Below are 19,570 nucleotides of genomic sequence, written 5' to 3'. Positions count from 1 at the left end.
GATCCGGCCATGAGATGATCATTGAATTGTCACGTGGACACATCACACTTCGCAGTGGCACTAGAACCATCGAAGTTCAAGGAGAGTTACTTGGCCCCCCGCCATACTCACCGAATTTCGTGGTTTATGCCGATAGAATCTTGAACTGGGAAGATGGCTCGCCGGTAAGTGTGGCAGAGCGGGATTCAATCCTTGAACTGCTGCGAGACGATATGGCCGCTCGTGGTTTATCCATCGAAATCGAGCGTTAAATTACTTATCGGTCAGTTCTCAATATCGTTACCGTTCCCCACCAAGTCTCCCTCGCCAATCTTCTTCACCTACGCGCGGGCTACTTGCTCGACTCGCGCACAATTCAGAAAGCTACCATGACTCGCAAAGCCAACGAACTTCGCCCGGTAAAGATCAAGCGCGGCTATACCCGCGCCACGCCGGGGAGCGTGCTCTATCAGGCGGGCGAGACCGTGGTGCTGTGCACCGCCAGTGTCGAAGCCAAGGTTCCCGATTGGATGATGGGCAAAGGCAAAGGCTGGATCACTTCCGAATACAACATGCTGCCTGGCAGCACCAGCCCGCGCAAGGGGCGCGATCGCGCGAAAGTCGATGGCCGCACAACGGAGATTCAACGCTTGATCGGCCGCAGTTTACGAGCGGTTGTCAATTTGAAGGCACTTGGCGAACGCTCGATCTGGGTCGACTGCGATGTTCTACAAGCCGACGGCGGCACGCGCACGGCGAGCATTACCGGTGCACTGATCGCGCTTGTTGATGCTCTGAATTCCATCAAGAAGGACCTGCCAGATCCGACAAAGTACCCGCTCACCGACAGCGTCGCGGCAATCAGTGTCGGCATTGTCGACGGCAAGCCGACGCTTGATCTCGACTATAAGCAGGATGTCGATGCCGACGTCGATATGAATGTGGTCATGACCGGGAAAGGCCGCTTTGTCGAGATTCAAGGTACCGGCGAAGAAGCCACCTTCGACGACGACGAACTCGCTTCACTCCTGAAGCTGGCCCGCAAAGGAATCAGCGAACTGACCGAGATTCAGCAGAAGTCACTGGGCAAGCAGTGGCCGTTTTAGAGGGATCGAACGGCCAGAAGCTACGGAGCCTGCTCGCCAGATAACTGTTGCAGAGCTTGCTTTGTCTCGGCCAGTTGAGGTTCCAGGCGTCGGCGAGTCGCTTCGTCGGCGGTCGCCACGCTTTGCGCCAGTTGCGCCAGTCGCGCACTGAGCTTGTCTTTGCCACGTTGGCTCTGCAGTTCGGCTGCGACTTTGCCGATCGCGGTCAAATCTCCCTTTAGCAGCGCCTCTTTCATTTGCACGGCGAGAATGGCTTGCTTGGCGACCTGATCGAGCAGGTCGTCATTGAATTCGGCGATTGCAGCAGCCAATTCGAGACGCTTGCGATCGCTGGGAAGTGTCAGCTGCAGTCGGCCTTGGGAGCCGGGAATGAGTGGGATGCTAGTCAGCTCTTCGCTGCCGTGTTTGATCGTAATCCGCTGCAGGCCAACCACCGTGGTGGGAAGGGCAAGCTCACCCGCACGATTCGTCACTCCCAGACGAAGCTGCTCGGCGACAGCCGACGTACCACCCAGCGGCTGCGTGAATACGTCGTAACCTTCGAGTGGTCTCTTGGCTTCCGAGTCGTCCACGACATGCACAATCGTCGGCATTGTTCCCTGGGCAACACCGAGTGCAACTCGCAATTGCCGCGGATGATACTCGGGAAAAAATTGCCCGCCTAGGCTCGTGTGTACCTTGCCGCGAAACTGTGCGCGGGTTGTCCCGGCAGCGATGGGGAGCGGAGTAATGTACGTCCAAGGGACGAGCGTGGCAGTACCTGCGGTAACTGGTTGTTCTGCCGATCGAGATAACACAAAAGGACGAAAGGCAGAGATGGAACTGCCAGTAAGGTAGCTGCCATCGCGACACGGAATGCTGCCCGCTCGTAGTTTGAGCGTGACGTTGTCTTTGTCGATCGCTTCCAGGCGAGCTAACGGACCGAACGCAGCGAGCAGGGCTTGCAGGCTTTCTGCCGGCAAGCGACTGACCTGGGACGTCGTTCGTGTCACGGGCGAATTCCAAGCCTGGCAAGCGACATCCCACTCGCGCGCGCAAACTTGCAGCTTGCCCGCTTGTTCACTAATGGCAACGAACAGCAACTTGTCGGCAGAGGTGTCGGCATTTAATTTCAGCGGCGGGGCCTCCAGGTCGCTGAGGGAAACGAGCAGTTGACTGCGGAGCGATGCCAGTTTGTCGTTCGCAGTTACTTGCCACGGGCCGCCCATGGTCGTGTTGGTCGCGGCAATCAGCTGCGCTTGCAAGTCAGCGGCCAAGGCAGGGAGTAGCCGTGCGGAAGGCTCGACGAAAACGGTGAGTTGAAGGCGGTAGGGAGTTAGTTCCCAACTTGTGTTGGGCGACGACGAAGCCGAATCATCAGCAGCCAGTTGCGGCGCGATCACCACGAGGGCGAATAAAGCGGTCTGTAGTGAGCAAGCGAACTTCATCGCAGAGACTTTCGGGCAACGATCAATCTTGAGGTTTTTGCCAGGCTATTTGCCAGCGGATTACATTTTCGTAGAGAGTTACCGGGCGATTGGCGAGCCCGGTGACCTGTTGGTTGGCGGCTAAAAAGTTGGTCGTTTGCCAGAGCGGAATCACTGGCAACTCGGCTGCCGCGAGGCGATCGATGGCTTGGAGCCGCGAAGTTGCGGATGGCCAGTCTGCCGCCGCTTCCAAACCGCGGAAATGCTCGAGCATCAGCGGCGAGCAAGGACTGGCCAAGCCATTCGGGCCAAGCAAGGTCCAAGCATCAACGATTGGCTCATGAATCGCCAGTTCCACATAAGTGAGATCTGCATCGGCGGCAGCCTCGCCGGCAGCAACCTGCCGCAGCGTGATAGGCTGGCCAATGCGAGTCAGCTGACGGGCAATCGACTGGCAGGCAATCTTGGCCGTGGGTTGATCGTCGTGTGCGAGGACCAGCGGCGTAATTGCGGTACTCTTGTCGCCGCCCACTTCGCTGCGGCCCACGGCGAGTAGCATCGTGGCCAGACTGGGATCGTAGGCACGCGGCTTCATCTGACTGTTGTGCGCGTAGCTCCACGGTTCACGATCCGGACCCTGAGGAAATGGTCCGCTGAGAACTTCGCAGCCCGCAAGTTGTTGATCGGCGAGCAGCCCCTGCTTGAGAATGGACTCTCGATCGATGGCGTACAGCAACGCGCGACGAAAGGCCCGGTTGCTCATGAGCGGACGATTGCCGTTGGGGACCAACAAATGGACTGTAGGAATCGCATAGGGCAACACCTTGATACCACTGACGGCCCGATACCGCTGGACGTCCCACGGCGGGATGCGATCGACCACGCTGATCTGTCCGCGACGTAAAGCCAAGAGCGCTGGGATCGAATCGGCAAAGATCTTCTCTTGAATGATCTGCGGGGCAGTACTTGCCGCAGCCACACTTGGGTTTAACTGAAAAGTATTGATGAGTGACGTGGGCGCTGCCCGTTTGTATTGGCTGGGCGAGTGCGCGTCGGTTTCACCAGCGGACAGTGTGAAGCTTGAGGTGAGCCAGGCCGCCGGGCGAAGTTGCGGATGCGTAAACTCAATCAGCAAGTCCTGTGCATTGCGGGCGCGCAGTGCGGAAATGAAAGTAGCTGACTCACCAGCGGGCTTGAACTTGCGAGCGAGATCGGCGGCGGTAAACTTCGTACCGGCAGTTGGCTCGGCCAAGCGAATGATCAACTGACGGTCATCGGCCTGCTGGACGATGGTACCGAACTGAGAGCGGTAAGTCGGGCCCTTTTCGCTATCGATCAGTTCGGCCAGCGGAGTAGCCAGCAACTGGTTGGTGCGGCGCAGATGCCAGTTCGAGATGGCCGTCGTCGCTCCCGCAGGCAGAGGCGCGGGAGAACCAATCACACCCACCACAACCACGGGATAGCGGCCGTGAATTTGCTGCGAGAGTTCACTGCCGCCGGCAACCTGCGGCCAGACTTCGAGGGCCTGCGAACAGAACTGGTGAGCCTCACTCCAGCGATTGGCAGCAGCGGCAGCTTGCGCCTGCGTCAACAGCTGCTGAGCCTGCTCTTGCATTTGCAACTGAAAGGGAGCACTTGTGGTAGCGGCCAATTCTGGAAATCGCTTGACGAGGGCGGTAAGCAACCCTCGCGCGCCGCGGAAGTTGCCCGCCGCAATGCGGGCCTTCACCAGTTCGCTTGTTGTGCGTTCGAAGGCCGTCGATAGTCCGGGGCGTTTGGGATTGCGACGATAAAGTTCGACGAGCAACGCGAGCGTTTCGTCGTGCTTGCCAGCGCGAAAGGATCCACCAATTTGTATCCAGAGGAAGCGTTCGATCGATTCGCTCAGTCCCGGCAATTGTGGATGCTTCTGCTCGAGGTAGCGATAGCCAGCCTGGGCTTCGTCATGTTTGCCGGCGGCAACCTGCTGCTCCACTTCGGCCAGTACGCGTTCTTCAAAGAGTTTGACATCGACCACATTGAGCCACGGCACGGCAAAGGTTTCGCCGGGGCGTTCGAGCAATTCCAACTCGAGATCGCCACGGCGATTGGCCGGTGGCGGTACCTTTCGCTCGGGAAGATTGAGTGACTTCACCTTCAGCAGGGTGTTGCCATTCGTCTCATCAAGCTTCACCTCGTCGTAGGGTGCTTGTAAATAGAGTGGTTCGGCAGCGATGGCCGCAGCAGCGGTCAATAACACGAACAATAGGATCGCAACTCGCGACAGTATCAACGTGTGGTTCATGGTTGGGCCTGCTCACGCGCGAGAGAAACTTGCAGGATTTGTCCGTTGAGGGCAGGAACCCAAAGGGTGTTGTCGACCAGGAGCGGCAGTCCTTGCAAAGGTTGGCTGCAGTCAACACTTTGAACCAGTTCGCCGGTCGCGAGTGCTCGGACTTCGATCATGCCGCCTTGCGAAACGAGTACGACATTCGCCTCCTGAATGATGGGTTTGCCGATCGGCTTGCCACGAGTCAGAGGTTGGCTCCAGCGGCGAGAACCATCGGCTTGCAGGCACAGGAGTTCGTCATAGCTGGTGGCGAGCAACACGCCGTCAGGCACCACGTGCGGTCCGAACGTGACTCGCCGACCAACTGCGTTGCTCACTTGTCCTACCTGCAGATCCGGCAACGAATAGAGTCGCAGGTTGCCACTCTGGTCGTAACCAAACACGTTTGCTCCTGCCGCAACAGGTGCCGCGATCAATGACTCGGGAATCACCGTCGAACTGACTTCGGTCCAGTCGGGCTGCGGCTGTGGTGAGAATTGGAACGTCACTAGTAAGTTCGAGCCATTGAAGACCAGCACTTGGGTGCCAGCTTCGTTCAAGGGAATAACAGCAGCGGGCAGCGATGAGGCGGAACGGTTGGCAGGCACAATCATTGGCGCGGTAGTCGGCTTGCCAGTCTGGGGATCGAGGCTCACGACGGAACCATCGGCGAGCGGCACCAAAAGATGCTTGCCGCACAGCGCTGGTGTGCCAGCGAGAGCACCCGGCAGGGGAAGCACGCGGGATGTACCCGATTTGTCGATCAAGGTGAGTTCAGTCTTGCCGATCGTGGTGAGCAGCCATTGAGAACCGGCGGGTAACCAGCCCAGTTTGGCGACAGGCGCGATCGCTGGCGAAGTAGAGGCACTGGCTGTTGCCGGAACTTGTTGCCAGGGCAAAACCACGGGCTTACCTGGCTCGCTGGCAATTAAACCGACTGGCATGGTGAGCGGAACTTGCCACTTGGCAACTCCATCGGCAGCGTTGACGGCGGTCGCCCAGGTGATGCCTTGAGTCGCATCGTGATGCACCGCGATAGCGGACTGATTCACGATCTGCGGATGGCCATCGAAGTAGGCATTCGTAACTGCTGACCAAGCAGGTTGCAGTTGCCGCTGGGCATCAAACTTGAGAAGTGCCAGCCCTTGATCGGCACAGAGGACACCACCTGCATGGGCAACGATTTGACGCGTGAGCAATTCTTCGCTCGTCGCATTGACCGTGCCTACGATCTTGAACGGCTCTGGCTCGTCGGCATTGTCTTCGAGCAGCAAGAGCTTGCCGCGTGAAGAGGAAAGCAACACGCGCTCGCCCAGCAAGATCGGCGAAGCAGCAACGCCGCCATCGATACGCTGCAATTTGTGTTCGATGCTTGAGCCCCCCACGCTAACCGAATGCAGATTGGCTTTGTCGCTGCCGGTGCTTTCGCAGATGAGCCAGCGATCGCGGAACGACAGCGGGGCAACAGTGATGCTGCGGGCAGCATGTCCCAAGTAATGCGCTCGTTCGCACTTCAAATCGGCAGGGTTCAAAAGATAGATCAAGGCTTCATCGGCAACTTGCAACAGTTGCTTGCCATCGGTCGATACTTGTACGCCGATGCTGAGCGCTTGCGGAAGTTCAGCTTGGGCGAGCACTTCGCCGGTGGAACCTTCGTGGCAAAGCAGGGTGCCGTTGTTTAGTGATACATAGACCTTGTCCGCGACAAGCAAGGGAGCGCCGACGGGAGTAGCTGGCAGTGATTGTCGCCAAAGAACCTTGCCCGTTTGGGTGTCAGCTTGAAGTAATTCGCGAGTGGCAACATCGGTGAGGTAGACGGAACGCTTATCAGTGGATTGCGGCGGAATGATGTCAGTTGCACAACCAAGATAGCGGCTCCAGCGGATGGCTCCCGTGGCTTCCTCGAGCGCGTAGACAGCTCCCGCCGCCACGACGATGACTGTCGGTCCAGGCTGAGCAATCACCGGTTCGGCAAGCAAGCTTTGCCAAGGGAAGGCGGCGACGACCGGAGTATTGACCGCGGTTGTGGCCGCCGACCGCTTTTCGGCAGATGTCTTTACGGCTTTGCTGGCCGCGTCGGCGAGCGCGGGCGCGATTTTTTGCCACAAGCCATCGCCGCTGGCTTCGGGAAAGGCAAGCAGCAACTCATTGCCGGTGGCGAGGGCCGCGGCGATGTTGCCGGAAGCAAGTTGCGTCGTGATGGCCTGCTGGGCGCGCTCGCTGGCCGAGAGCCGCTGCTCGGTGCGCGCGACCAATTGCAGGTTTTCTTCGAGCTCGGCCAGCTTTTGCCAGGGACGCAAGTTGGCCGGGAGTAGCCTCGCATCGTTGCAAAGCGCGAGTGCCTCTTGGGCAGACGTCGCCGCTGCTTTTGCCTCGTCCGCGGTTTTGGCTTGCATTGCCTGCCCGGCTAGTTGCTCGGTTAGCTGCAGCAGGAGTGGAGCCAACTCCGCATGAACTTGCGTAACTGCCGATTCCGGTGCGAGCGCTTTCGCTTCCTGCTGAACTGTGGAGAGCAACCCCGCTGGTTGCGAGGCGTTCGCGTGAATGGCCGCCATGCTGCGATGGACCTTCACCAGCGATGCCTGGTCATGGCGCGGGAAAGCCCGCAGCAATTGATCGTACTTTTCGATGGCCGTTGCGTACTGCTTCTCCTGGTACGACTGTTCGGCGGCGGCAAATTCGACCGCTCCGTTACCGCGCGGCCAGAGAAAAATAGCCAGCCCCACGACGATTACCAGCAACGCAACACCACCGATGCCGATGGCCACCCAGGTGGTTTGGCGACTCTCGACAGCGGCTGCGGCAGCTGTTCTTGCGGCGACCGCAGCAGCGGTGGCCTGCGGTTTGGCGGGAGTGGCAAGAGGCGAACTGAGGGTGGCAATATCTGCAGGTCCGCCCAGCGGGTCGAAGCCGCCGGCAGTCGATAGATCGGTCGCTCCCAGCGGACTTAAGTCATCGAGCGTTGCCAGCCCATCCAGCGGATCGAGCCCGCCGGATCCGAGATCGTCGAGCGAGGCTAAATCGTCTAAGGGAGCGGGAGTAGTCGCGACAGGCTTCGCAGCAGTTGCGGGCTTAGTCGCTGGAGCTGTTTTTGCTACCGCAGCCGGTTGAGCCGCGGGCTTGGTAGTTGCCGGCTTTGCGGGAGCCTTGGCCGCCGGCTGATTGGGGACTGGCGCGGCGGGAGCAACCGGTAGGTCGTCTAGCGGAGCAAGCCCTAAGTCGTCTAGCGCCAGCGGAGTGACCTTGGGCGCTGCAGCTGCAGGTTTCGCGGGTGCAGCAACTGCTTTGTTTGCCGGTGCTGGCGTGTTCGGTTTGGTCGCAGGCAGCTCCGGCAAGTCATCCAGCGGCGCGAGGCCCAGATCATCGAGTGAAGAACTACTGGCAGCTGGTGCTGGAGCGGCCGGCGTTTTTGCAATCGCAGATTTGGCCGCTGCCGGTTTCGTGGCGACTGCTGCCGCCGACGCCTTCGCCGCAGGTGCCGGAGTTTCCGGCAAGTCGTCGAGCGGCGCAAGGCCCAAATCATCGAGCACAGAGCTATTGGATGCTGCGGGAGCAACCGGCGCCTTCGCGACCACGGGCTTGGGGGCGATTGGCTTGGCAGGGGCCGCTTTCTGAATCGCAGAGGTTGTTGCCGCTACAGGTGCCGCCGCTTTGGCCGCGCCGTTGGTTGCACCACCAGCATCGAGCAATCGCTGGGCTTGTCCGGCGGTGAGGTGACCTTTGTCGACGAGCAGCTTGGTGATTGCCGAAGGGGCGATAGGCTGTTTGGCCGCAGCCAGCTGACGACGCAAACTGGCAACCACCTCAGCGGGAGCGAGATCTCCTTGTTCGAGCTTCTGCAGTAACTCTTCGCTAGTCATGGCTCGTCGCTATTCGCCCTTCTGCTGAGTAACGATCAGGCGAAACGCATCGGGTCCGGCGGCTTCAATGCCAAAGACCGTGCGGCGAATGCGGGTGAATTTGTTGACACGAGCTTGCTCGGCTTCCACACGCAACATCTCGGCTTCCATGGCGGGCGGGACAAAATGAGCGAGTACCTTCCCCGCCGGATCAAGGCCGGCACGCTTCACCAGAATCTCGTCGGCTTCTTGCATCGGGCCACGCTGCCAAATCAGGTACAGCCGCGAATCGGCACTGCCCGGTGCTTCCCGCTTCGGAGGCTGGGGCTTCGATAGATCGGAGAGATAGGTGACGGTCGGCGCACCACCAATGACCCCCAATTCGATTTGAAAATAGTCGAGTTGACGCGCGTACGATTCCAGCGTGGTGCCGTTGGCAAATTGCAACTCCCAACGCTCATGGTTGGGCAGATCGAGGGCCGCTGCTTCGCCGGTAGCTCCACCGCGAACGATGAAACTGGGCGGGGCCGCCGCTTCTCCAGCGCCCACAAGATTCCCCGATTGCATCCGCACACTGGCGGCCAGCACTCCGGTGATCAACTTATTCGAAGCGTCACCCGTGGCTTCTTTCGTCGCCGTACTTGGAACAAACGCGGGCAGTGCCGGCGGTGGACCAGGATCTGCAGCGACGGGGGCACTTGCGGCAACTTCGACAACCGCAGGTCCCGAGCGAAGCAGGAATGCTGCTGCCGCAATTCCCACGACTAGTATCAAGCCGACGGTCGCCCCGATGATGAGTAATGGTGACTTCGACTTCTTGGTCGCCACAACAGGTTCGCTGGCAGCTGCGGCAACCTCCGCTGCAGTGGACGGCGACGTCGGTGGAGGAGAGGTGGTACCGGCTGTCATGCGAGCTCGAACTGCTTGAACTAGTTGAGGAATTCCGCATCCGGTCGAATGGAGAGTAACCAGAGCTTCCAACTCTGGACGAGTTCTGCGCGGGCCGTTGGGTTCGGCTGCTCGCTCAGGGGACTGGCAGTGACGACGCGCCCAATTGAGCGCAGGCTGTCATCGGCGGCCAGCACCACGCGCCAGTCGGCATCTTCCAGCGATGCAATCAGCACTTCTGCAGCGTTCAAATCTCGCACCAGGCCGAGGGTTCGTACTGCTGCCAGGCGACTCTCGGCGGCGCCGGTCGTGGCGAGTGTTCGCAGCCGAGCCAGGTGAGGTGCCTGTTCAGTGGCGGTGAGTGGCGAGAGTCGTTCGCGCAGCATTTCCAGATCGCCGCTGACGGTGTTGAACGCGCGATGCTCGGGTGTGTGGAGAATGTCGATCAATTGCCCCGGCGTGACGTTAACCTTTGATTGCACAATGCGACCCGCGCGAATCGAAACGTCCTGGCTATTGCCGGGAAGTCCGCGGCCAGAAACCAAGGTCGCCTCGCCATACGCTTTCGAGCGTTCAATGGCCTTCTTCGTCGAACGCAGCAAAAAGAGCGCGGCAAAGGCGGTATCGGGAGCGGAGAGCGCTTCGTTCGTTCCCTTCCAGCTTCCGTCTTCCTGTTGTTCTTTCTTCAGATAGGCAAAGCCGTCGTTGTACCAGCGCGGCTCTTTGATGAAGCGACCTTCGGCTGCTTCAAAAAAGCTTTGGTACCGCTCTAGACCATAGAGGTAATAGAACGTGAAACCCGGCGGATCGATTTTGTAGTTCTTGCTCATCCAACTGCGGCCGCGTTCTTGCGCAGCCTTGATCAGCCGGAGTTCGACCTTGTCGGTAAGTGCCTTCACCTGTTCGCGCTTGACGGGACGTAGGGCGGGAGGCAATTTGGCGTCACGTTCTGTCGTGAGTTCACTCAACTTGAGCAGATCGGCCACCATGTAGGTGCAGCCGAGGCCGGCCGCACCCATGCTCAGCTTTTGACCGTCCTGCTTCACCAGTTCCATCTTAGGCTTTTTGCCCTCTTCTTCGACAATGTTGGCTTCCCTCCCTTGGTAGCCCCAATTGCCGTTGGGATCTTGCGTGCGGATGATCCAGTTGGCGACCTTTTCGGTCGATTCGATGTCGGTACCAAGTCCCACTTTCGAGATTTCCCAAAAGCTGAGGACGCCGTACTGCGTCATGGATGTGTCGCCGGTTTCGCGCTCGGGATACCCCCAACCGCCATGAGGCTTCTGCCGAACTAACAGCGAATCGCGCAGCTTGAGGATCTCGACCGAGTATTTGCTAGGGTTCAGCGAGCAAAGAAAAATGATCGCGATGCCCGTACTGTACAGGTCGTTGTTGATGGCCGCAGCCTCTTTATTGGTGGCGGCAAGGCAGGCTGCCACGGCCGCTTCGATCTTGGGGTGCGATTCATCGGCCCCGTTCTTCAAAAAGGCGAGAGCAATCAGACACTTGCCACCGAGGCGCGGATCGTCGGCCGTTTCCAAAAACTTGAAGGCCTTTTCGAGTACCGCTTTGACTTCCGGACTGTCCGGAGTGACGGCCTTAGCCTGAGGCAATGAGCCCAGAACGATTGTCGCAAAAAGCAACACACTAGCGCTGGTGCGGTAGCGAAGGTAAGTGAGCAGGTTCATGCAGGAGCCCCCCGCGCTGCGAGAACCCAAGTCCGCTGCTCGTGCAGAGTTGCTGCAGATAAAGAGAAGATGACAAGGGGTTCGACTCGCGAACTTTCAGGGATGCTAACGAGCGGGCTGCCAAGTGTCAAACAAATTCAGCGACAAAACCGACAACAGTGTCGCAAGAATCGACAATCCTTGGTTCGCGACCGACTCGCTGGCCTGCTGCCTACTTCGGCAACTGGCCGAGAAACTCGCGCAGGGCCTTGTTCACTTCAACCGGCTTTTCGAGCGGAGCCATGTGACCGGCACCGGCGATGCCGACGAACTTGCCGCCGGGAATGGCCCCGGCGATCGACTTCATTTCCGCTGCAGGGGCGATGGCGTCTTCTTCACCGCACAGGATGAGCGTCGGGACGTCGATCTTTGGCAACTGCGAAGTAAAGTCGGGACGCTCGGCCATGCCACGCAGGGCGGCGGCGACACCGGCGGGAGGCGCGGAAAGCATCACTTCCTGGGTCTTGGTCACAAATTCGGCCTTCGCTTCCACGGCACTCGCGGGGAACAATTTCGGCAGCATGGCATCGGCCACGACCTTGGCTCCTTCCTTCTCCACCTTGGCGGCCGTTTCCACACGTCCGGCTGCCGCCTTTTCGTTGTCGGCGACAGCGCGGGAGTCGCACACAATCAGGGCAGCCAGTTTTTGACGATGGCGGGCGAAGAACTGCCAGGCGACATAACCGCCCATCGAGAGACCGCAAAACACCACCGGTTCCGTGATCTTTAGAGCGTCGAGCAGACCAGCCAGATCGTCGGCATATTGCTGCATGGTGGCAGTGCCAGACGTCACGCTACTTTGACCGAAGCCGCGTAAGTCGGGAGCGATGACGCGGTAGTCACTGGCCAAGGCTGAGATTTGTCCTTGCCACATCGAGTGATCGAGCGGAAAGCCATGCACGAGCAACAACGGGCGGCCCGTTCCCTGCTGCACGACATGGAGTTGCAGATCGCCGACCGAAACTTGACTGCTGCTTGCACTGCTCACGAAATCACCCTGGTGAAAGAATTTTGGCCAACCACTGAACGACCATCACCAGAAACAGGGCAATAAACACGCCCTGGGCGATGGTACCTAGATTCCACGGTCGTAGGCCGCGCTTTAATCGCAATAACTGCGCCAGACGATACGGAATCTGAAAGACCACGATGGGAAAGAATAAGACCCCGGCCGGATTAAAGTGCCAGGCGGCGAGTAGTTGCCCGTGACCAAAGGCAATGAACGAGCGAGTCAAACCGCAGCCCGGACAGGCGAGCCCCGTGTTGCGGCGGAAGTAGCAAAGCTCCGGCAACGAAAACCAAGTGAAGGGCAGCCGAACTTCCTCCACTTGATGAATGCTCATCGTTGCCGCCAGCGCCATGACGGCAGCGGAAACGACCAGCAGCCAAACGTGCAGCGCCCAATCCGGGCGAAGTAGCTCTGTGGCTGGACCTTCGCCCAGCGCAGCAGGCGAAACGCCTGGCCCATGAGCCACTTCAGCCTGCGATGTCTCGGCAGCGGTGCTCATCGCTTACTGCTTTGCCGCAGCACGTTGCTTGGCGAGTGCTTCTTCAAAGAAGGCTAACTGGCGACGAATCTGCCCCGAGTGCGGCTGCAACTTGACCGCCTGCGTTTGCGTCTTGACGGCATTCTCGTAGTCACCCTTGGCATAGTGGCAGCGTCCGAGAGTATCCCAGTAACCGCCTTCGTCGGGGCGAACTTCCAGCGATTTCTGGCTGCACTTGAGTGCTTCGTCGAAATCACCGCGGGTGTTGCTCACCAGCCAGGCCAGTTGATTGCACGACATCGCAAGTTGCAAATTGTATTGCGACCGCATTTGTTCGTTGGGGGCTTCCTGGGCGTTGTCGCGCGATTCGGAGACCTGATCGCGAAACTCCTTGACCGTCATATCAATCTGATCAATGACTTCTTGTCGCTCGCCTTGATTCAGGTTGGGCAGGCGGAATTGGCCAATCAACACGTCGGCGTCGGTGGGATCGGATTCAATCGCTTTACTGAGCGAGGCCTTTTCCTTGGCGAAATCCTTTTGTTCGTGAAAATGCCGCGAGTAAAAGTAGTGCATGCGTGAGCGAACGGAATCGGGATCGCGACGCGCGCGGATCGCAATGTCTCGGGCGACCTCGCCTTTCGCGTCATCTCCTTCGGGGTACATCAGATCAATGGCGGGCTGCAGACTTTCGGCAGCTTGCAACTCACGGCCCTGATCGTGCAGTTGTTCGGAAAGCTGAAAACGGGCTTTGAAATCGGCGACTGAGCCGGCAGCGGCCGTTTTCATCACTTCGCGATACTCTTGTTCGGCATAGTCAAACAAACCGCGATCGCCCAGCAACGCAGCGACGCGCAGATGCTCTTCCGTGTTCATGCTGCGCAGTTGCAGAGCCGCCTTGGCCATCTCGGCCGCTTTGTCTTCCTTGCCGAGGGCGACAAAAGCCTGCGCCCGCAGATACAGGAGCAAAGCATCGTCGGCGATGATGTGCGGAAAGCGGTCACCCACTTCGAGCACCACGGCCCAGGCCTGGCGGTGAATCAGCCAATCGACGATCTCGGTCACTTGCGCGGGGTCGCCATCGAGCAGTTCGATGGTCTGGCGCATGAGCGCTATGGCCTCGGGTTCGCGATGCAATTGCTGCAGCAGTTTGATCTGCCAGCGATACAAGTCTCGCACCAAGGCGCGGCTGGTGAGCGTCGGTTGCTCTGCCAGCAGGACATTCTCTTTGTCGATCGCTGCCTGCCAATCGGCAACGGTGCTGGCCGGATCCGACAACGTGCGGCCATAGATCTGCAGCCATTGAATGGCTGGCCGCTTGCTGGTGCCGAGGCCTTGGTGGATGGTCGCGACCGTTTGCGCCTTGAGAGCCGGTGTGGCTGGTTCGGCACGACGCAAAATCAAGATCGCCGCGTACTTCGAGAGGAGCGGATCGACTTCGTACCGCGCGAGCCGCACAAGAGCCGTCAGGCCGGGAATATCTTCCATATTCGCCAGTCGATCCATGCGGCTGGCGCGTTCTTCGGGCGACTGTTCGCCGTACGCCTTCAGCACGCGAGCCACTTCAGGCGGATCGGCTTCGTCGAACCAACGGACCGACATGCCGCGAACGAGAAACCGCGAGCGCATCTGCACTTCCATCACCGGATGGTTCTGTGCGCCGACCAGTGCATCGAAAGCTTCGAGCCCCATCCGGCTGAGCACCGCTTGGGCCCGCTGGCGGACGGCAAAGTCATCGTCACCCAACTGCTCAATCAGCGCAGCGACCCGGGCATCCGCATCGGCTTGCGGTTTGCCGGAGGGATCTGCAGCCGGCGCGAAAGAGCACCAGCCCAAGCAAATCGAGAGCAGGGCGACTGCCAGGAAAGCTGCGTTCGTTCGGCGATTATTCATCATTGGCCCTTCTGCCTGCCTGATCCGTGACGTTCATCCCCAAGGCATCACCCACGGGAATGAATCCGCTCCCAGCATTGTAATCTCCCCTCGTCGGGTCGATGACAGGCCAGTTTCCCGTCCCCATCAGAATACCGCAGGTCATTTCGTGGCGGCAAGCGCAATAGGTCGGGGCGGAGTGGGCTAAACTGGCGACTTGTGTGACATGATGTCGGCGTGAGCGGAGTACGCCGGTAGCTGCAGGGTGGTCAACTCGTGGCCCGTTCGACAACCAAGGAGTATGGTAATGCTTGCAATATGTGGTGTTCAGGTGGATTGGACAGTCCGAGACGATAGTCGTGGTTTCGTCGTTAGAACCCAACGCGAAATAACTTCGGCTTTTGATCATAGCGGGTTGAAGGCGGGCGCTGTGTAGTTGAGTTGGGGCAGGAAGCTATTGAAGCGAATGGGATTGTGATCGAGGAAGGCTTGGCTGGCTTTGATTCCCTTCTGATACATCCGGCGGGCAACTTCCGCGACGACATGCAGTCCGTGCGTCGTGTGAGTGCGTGCGATAAAGTTCCGCGCAACTTGAATGGTCTTGAGCACCACGGCCTTGATCGCGCGCGAGACGTGACAGAAGAGGCGATGCTCAATGGGATTGTATTTCGAACAGCCCGGCGGGTAGTGAGCCACCTGCACGTCGCAGCGCAGATCATGGGCCAGGTGGCATAGCGTTTCCTTGAAGCGATGCTGGCGACACCCGTTGCTGCCGCCGCAGTCGCACAGCAACAACAGTCGCGGCGCGTACCAGTAATGTTCCCGACCCATTCGCTCCCACCACCGACGGATCGCATCGCAAGCGAGTTCGCTGGTGTCGGCGCCGCGGGCCAAGTACATGAACGCTTCGTTGCGGCGAGTGTCGTACACGCCGTAAGGAACGAGTCGTTGCTCGGCAGTCACGAAGTCGTGATCTTGCACGACCACGCGGCCATCGGTGATCGCTCGGCCCGGATGAAAGAAATCGCCGAGAATTTCCTTCTTTTTCGTGTCGATGCTCAGCACCGGCCAATCGTTCCGCTCGTACTTGGCGCGGAGCTTGGCAATGAATTGAAACTGCTCGTCGCGATGTTCAAACTCACACGCCGCTTCGTCCTTGTACGCCTGTCGCCGCGAGAGACCAAGCTCGTCGAACAAGATTCGCCGCAACGCATCGGGACCAATCTCAAAGCCTTGCTCTTGCAACTCCTCCGCCAATTCAGGAACCGAGCGGTTCGTCCAGCGAATGTTTTCGTCGACGGGCGAACCGGCCGTGTCGCGCTCGATCAGGGCTTCCACTGCAGGAATGATTTCCGGTTGCGCAACGCTAGCTGGCTTTCGGCCTCCCCTTTTTTGCGAACGCGTCCCGCAGCTTCGTCCTCCGGCAGCTGCTCGATGTCCTCCGCGCCGTGGCGAATCGTGTCGGGATCGCAACCAAACAAATCGGCGATGTACTGCACACCGCCATGCCCGAGCTTCACCGCTTCGACCGCCGCGTAGCGTCGCCGATCCTTCTCGGATAACGCCCCATACACCTTCACCATCTGCCGCTCGACCGTTGCCCGATAAACCTTCATCGTTGAGCCCTCCTGTGACTGACTCCATGCCCCCCTTCAGATTATCATGCGACAGTACCAAAGGAAGTTATTTCGCGTTTGGCCCTTAGCTTCACTAATTGCGGAGTCGAGAACAAGTTTGTGACGATTCCAAATCCCTACTATACAATTCGCGTGTTTCAAGACGGCAGGCAGCTTGGTCCTGGATCACCCTTGATTGTGCAGCAAGTGCAGCCTCAGGTTGTTACGCCCGGAGAAAAGCTCGTTGCAAGCGTTAGTCTGTATCCAACGTGGATGGGCTATGCCGGCAGATTTCTGGTTGCATCGCGTATTGAGATTTGGTCAGACGGACAACGACCCGAATCGTTTGTTCTGGAGATGCCCCTCGATTTAGAATTACCAAGCTTAAAGGAGACCAAGGCAAAGCGTGAGAGTGGATTGCTTCCTCCAGTTGATCTCAACAATCTACCGCCTTCAGTCCCGACCATTGCCATCCATCGCGTGAAAGTTGGGTAGGCCCGTTTCGGCGGAATCACCTTCTCAGAGATCCGTTCTCAGAGACTTGTGCACTCCAAGGGCCGGGATGCTAGGATAGACGGACCCTCCTCAAGCGGTTTCAGGTCGACCGAAGCCGCTCCCTCCGATTGAACGCAATGTTTGGGATCGTCCCAACAACGTCCACCTACCTCAGAACCGGCGCGTAATGCCAATCAACCCATGCGCACTCTGATCGTCGCGATTCTTTTCGTTTACGCAAATGGTTGCTGCTTGCTGGCCGCGGAACCAGTCACGCCGCTAACTTGGGACGAAGTCCGCGAGGCGGGGCGAACGAAATCTTTGTTCCTGAAAGAGATCTCCAAGAAGGAAGCGAGTCCGGAGATTCCGACTGCCAATCTGGATCAATTTCATAAGTCGATTGGGCCGGTCCTGGCGAAGAAGTGTATCGCTTGCCATGGTCCCGAGTCGACCATGGCGAATCTTCGTATCGACCGCTTGAATCCTGACTTGTTGACTGGCCCCGATGTCGATCGCTGGCGTGGCATCTACAAGGTCCTCAGCAACTCCGAGATGCCGCCCGAAGACGAAGCTGAGTATCGACTGCCCGACGGCGAGCGAAAAACGATCGTCGATTGGCTGAGTGACGAAATGAGCAAGGCTTCGCTGGTTCGCCGCAGCCGCGCGGAGCATTCGTCATTTCGCCGGATGACGAAGTACGAATACAACTATGCCCTGCAAGACCTCCTCGGCTTGACCTACGCAATCGCCAACAGCTTGCCTCCGGAGACGGCGTCGGAGGACGGCTTCAAGAACAGTTCGGATCTGCTGCAAATGTCGGCGATGCAGTTCGAGGCCTATCGCGAGTTGGGCCTGAAAGCGTTACAGCGGGTGACCGTTCGAGGAGAACGTCCCACGCCTGTCACTTACCTCATTTCAATGCAGGAAATGATGAACAACGTGAAGGGCGACAAAACCAAACGGTTCAACAAGGCTGACGAAAACTACCGCAACCACCGGAACAGGCCCCATCTGCTCAACCAGGCAACGGGAGACGGAGTTCAGGTCTCCGGGGGCGACGCAGTTCCCAGTCCAGGCGCACTGGCGGGACACAATCCGGAAGCGTCTCCCGTCGTATTCATCTTGCCGCGTTCCAGCGAGTTGAAAATGAATCTGGATCGCTTTCTGCCCGATGAAGGGACGATGCGCGTGCGGATTCGCGCGGGGCGGACAACGAACGAGCCGAATGAGCACGCTTCGCTACGCCTGATCTTCAGTGCCCATACCAGCAACAACGCCAATTTCTCGCAAGTCGTCAGCGAGCGGGACTTGCCCGTTACGGCACCGGCCGACAAACCAGAGTTTCTCGAGTTCGACATTCCGCTCAGCGAGATTCAGCGCAACCCTTTTCGCAAATTGGAAACCACCTTCCCCCGGCGCGATGAGTTTTTGCATATCCGCAACGAAGCCAGCACGCGCGGCGGCAAAGAACCGCTGCAGGTGGTCATGGATTACTTCGAAGTCAGCGCCCCGCACTTCGATCAGTGGCCGCCGCAAAGTCATCTCCAGATCTTCTTCGAGAGCAAGCACAAGAGCGATGAGCAAGTTTACGGGCGAGAAGTGCTCACTCGCTTCTTGGAGCGTGCGTGGCGACGTCCGATTGCTGGCGAAGAAGTCGTTCCCTTCCTGGAACTATTCGCCAAGTATCGTCCGGACTTCGACACGTTCGAAGGGGCCATGTTGGAAGTCTTGGCCACGGTGCTGGCTTCGCCCGAGTTTCTCTACCTGACTCAAAGATCGGCCGCTGATGTCGCACGGCAGCCCGTGGCGGAAAAACCTGTTGCCGAAAAACCCGCTGCGGAAAAACGCGACACGATCAGCGACCAGGAACTGGCGACGCGACTGTCGTTTTTTCTCTGGTCGAGCGTCCCCGATCAGGAACTGCTGCAACTCGCCGCGCAAGGTAAGCTCAAGGATTCAGCCGTCTTGAAGCTGCAGGTCGATCGCCTGCTGGCCGACCCGCGGGCGGAGCGCTTCTCGCGGCATTTTGTGGAGCAATGGCTGGGGCTGGACGGAATGGACAGCGTTACGCATGTGAAAGACACCGCGTTACGCGAAGCGATGCGGCAAGAGCCTATCGAATTCTTTCGAGAAGCCCTGCGTAGCAACAGCAGCGTGCTGGACTTCTTGCATTCCGATTATGTCGTCGTCAACGAGCGTCTGGCCCAGCACTATGGTGTACCGGGTGTGTTCGGGCCTCATTTTCGCAAGGTGCCTAGCAACGGCGAAACGCATCGTGGCGGCATCTTGACCGCTGCCGGACTGTTGACGATGAATTCCGACGGCACTGATTCGCATCCGCTTAAGCGGGGCGTCTGGTTGCTGGAGCGTATTCTGCAGGATCCACCACCGCCACCGCCGGCCGACGTGCCCAAAGTCGATCTCACCGATCCCCGCATCCTGGAGATGACCCTCAAGGAGCGGATCGCCGACCATCGCAGCAAGCCGGCCTGCATCTCGTGTCATTCTCGCATCGATCCGTGGGGAATCGCATTCGAGAATTACGATGCCCTGGGGAGCTGGCGCACGAACATCAAGAACAAGCCCGTGGATGCAACTTCGGCCCTGTTTAACAAGCAGGAGTTAGCTGGGGTGGATGGCCTCAAGCGGTACCTGCTGGCAGAACGGCAGGATCAATTTGCCCGTGCCATGACTCACAAAATGTCGGCTTATGCTCTTGGTCGGCCGCTGACTTTTGCCGATCATGCGGATGTCGATGGCCTGACCGCCCAGTTCAGGAAAAGGGGCGATCGACTGACAGACTTGATACATTTGGTCGTGAACAGCAACCTATTCAACTCGAAATAG

The 19,570-nt window shown here is 58.8% G+C and carries 13 protein-coding genes; 3 read left to right on the top strand and 10 right to left on the bottom strand.

Annotated features, from left to right (window positions below; genetic code table 11):
* Window positions 1–14: 14 nt before the first annotated feature.
* Together NA78x_RS18025 and rph are read left to right on the top strand one after the other, a co-directional pair.
* A complete protein-coding gene (locus NA78x_RS18025; protein ID WP_425613762.1) occupies window positions 15–251 on the top strand; it encodes an Imm74 family immunity protein in 237 nt (78 codons plus the stop codon).
* 102 nt (window positions 252–353) lie between these two features.
* A complete protein-coding gene (gene rph / locus NA78x_RS18020; protein WP_425619461.1) occupies window positions 354–1,085 on the top strand; it encodes a ribonuclease PH in 732 nt (243 codons plus the stop codon).
* 20 nt (window positions 1,086–1,105) lie between these two features.
* Here the strand turns inward: rph and NA78x_RS18015 are convergent, their stop codons facing one another.
* The 10 genes from NA78x_RS18015 to NA78x_RS17970 form a co-directional block, all read right to left on the bottom strand.
* Entirely contained in the window at window positions 1,106–2,512 is a 1,407-nt protein-coding gene (locus NA78x_RS18015) for a hypothetical protein (RefSeq protein WP_425613761.1), read from the bottom strand.
* 22 nt (window positions 2,513–2,534) lie between these two features.
* Window positions 2,535–4,775 (bottom strand): ABC transporter substrate-binding protein, encoded by a 2,241-nt coding sequence (locus NA78x_RS18010; RefSeq protein WP_425613760.1) that lies wholly within the window; start codon window positions 4,773–4,775, stop codon window positions 2,535–2,537.
* Window positions 4,772–8,659, bottom strand: coding sequence for a PQQ-binding-like beta-propeller repeat protein (locus NA78x_RS18005; RefSeq protein ID WP_425613759.1), 3,888 nt, complete (start codon window positions 8,657–8,659; stop codon window positions 4,772–4,774). Before NA78x_RS18005 ends, NA78x_RS18010 begins: the two co-directional genes overlap by 4 nt.
* A gap of 9 nt (window positions 8,660–8,668) precedes the next feature.
* Entirely contained in the window at window positions 8,669–9,547 is an 879-nt protein-coding gene (locus NA78x_RS18000; protein ID WP_425613758.1) for a hypothetical protein, read from the bottom strand.
* A 20-nt stretch (window positions 9,548–9,567) separates the two neighbouring features.
* Window positions 9,568–11,214, bottom strand: coding sequence for a hypothetical protein (locus NA78x_RS17995; RefSeq protein WP_425613757.1), 1,647 nt, complete (start codon window positions 11,212–11,214; stop codon window positions 9,568–9,570).
* Between the two features lie 211 nt (window positions 11,215–11,425).
* Entirely contained in the window at window positions 11,426–12,241 is an 816-nt protein-coding gene (locus tag NA78x_RS17990; protein ID WP_425613756.1) for an alpha/beta fold hydrolase, read from the bottom strand.
* Window positions 12,242–12,245: 4 nt separating this feature from the next.
* Window positions 12,246–12,761 carry a DUF2752 domain-containing protein gene (locus NA78x_RS17985; RefSeq protein WP_425613755.1) on the bottom strand — a complete coding sequence of 172 codons (516 nt, stop codon included), beginning with the start codon at window positions 12,759–12,761 and terminating at the stop codon, window positions 12,246–12,248.
* A 3-nt stretch (window positions 12,762–12,764) separates the two neighbouring features.
* Entirely contained in the window at window positions 12,765–14,633 is a 1,869-nt protein-coding gene (locus tag NA78x_RS17980) for a tetratricopeptide repeat protein (RefSeq protein WP_425613754.1), read from the bottom strand.
* A gap of 384 nt (window positions 14,634–15,017) precedes the next feature.
* The gene (locus tag NA78x_RS17975; RefSeq protein WP_425613753.1) at window positions 15,018–15,950 is read right to left on the bottom strand and encodes an ISAzo13 family transposase; all 933 of its coding nucleotides are present in this window, start codon (window positions 15,948–15,950) and stop codon (window positions 15,018–15,020) included.
* Window positions 15,938–16,228, bottom strand: coding sequence for a hypothetical protein (locus NA78x_RS17970; protein ID WP_425613584.1), 291 nt, complete (start codon window positions 16,226–16,228; stop codon window positions 15,938–15,940). Before NA78x_RS17970 ends, NA78x_RS17975 begins: the two co-directional genes overlap by 13 nt.
* A 696-nt stretch (window positions 16,229–16,924) precedes the next feature.
* Here NA78x_RS17970 and NA78x_RS17965 point away from each other — a divergent pair.
* Entirely contained in the window at window positions 16,925–19,570 is a 2,646-nt protein-coding gene (locus NA78x_RS17965) for a DUF1592 domain-containing protein (protein ID WP_425613752.1), read from the top strand.

This window comes from Anatilimnocola aquadivae, from assembly GCF_049819085.1.
Classification (GTDB): domain Bacteria; phylum Planctomycetota; class Planctomycetia; order Pirellulales; family Pirellulaceae; genus Anatilimnocola.
This window is presented reverse-complemented; position numbering and strand designations above follow the sequence as displayed.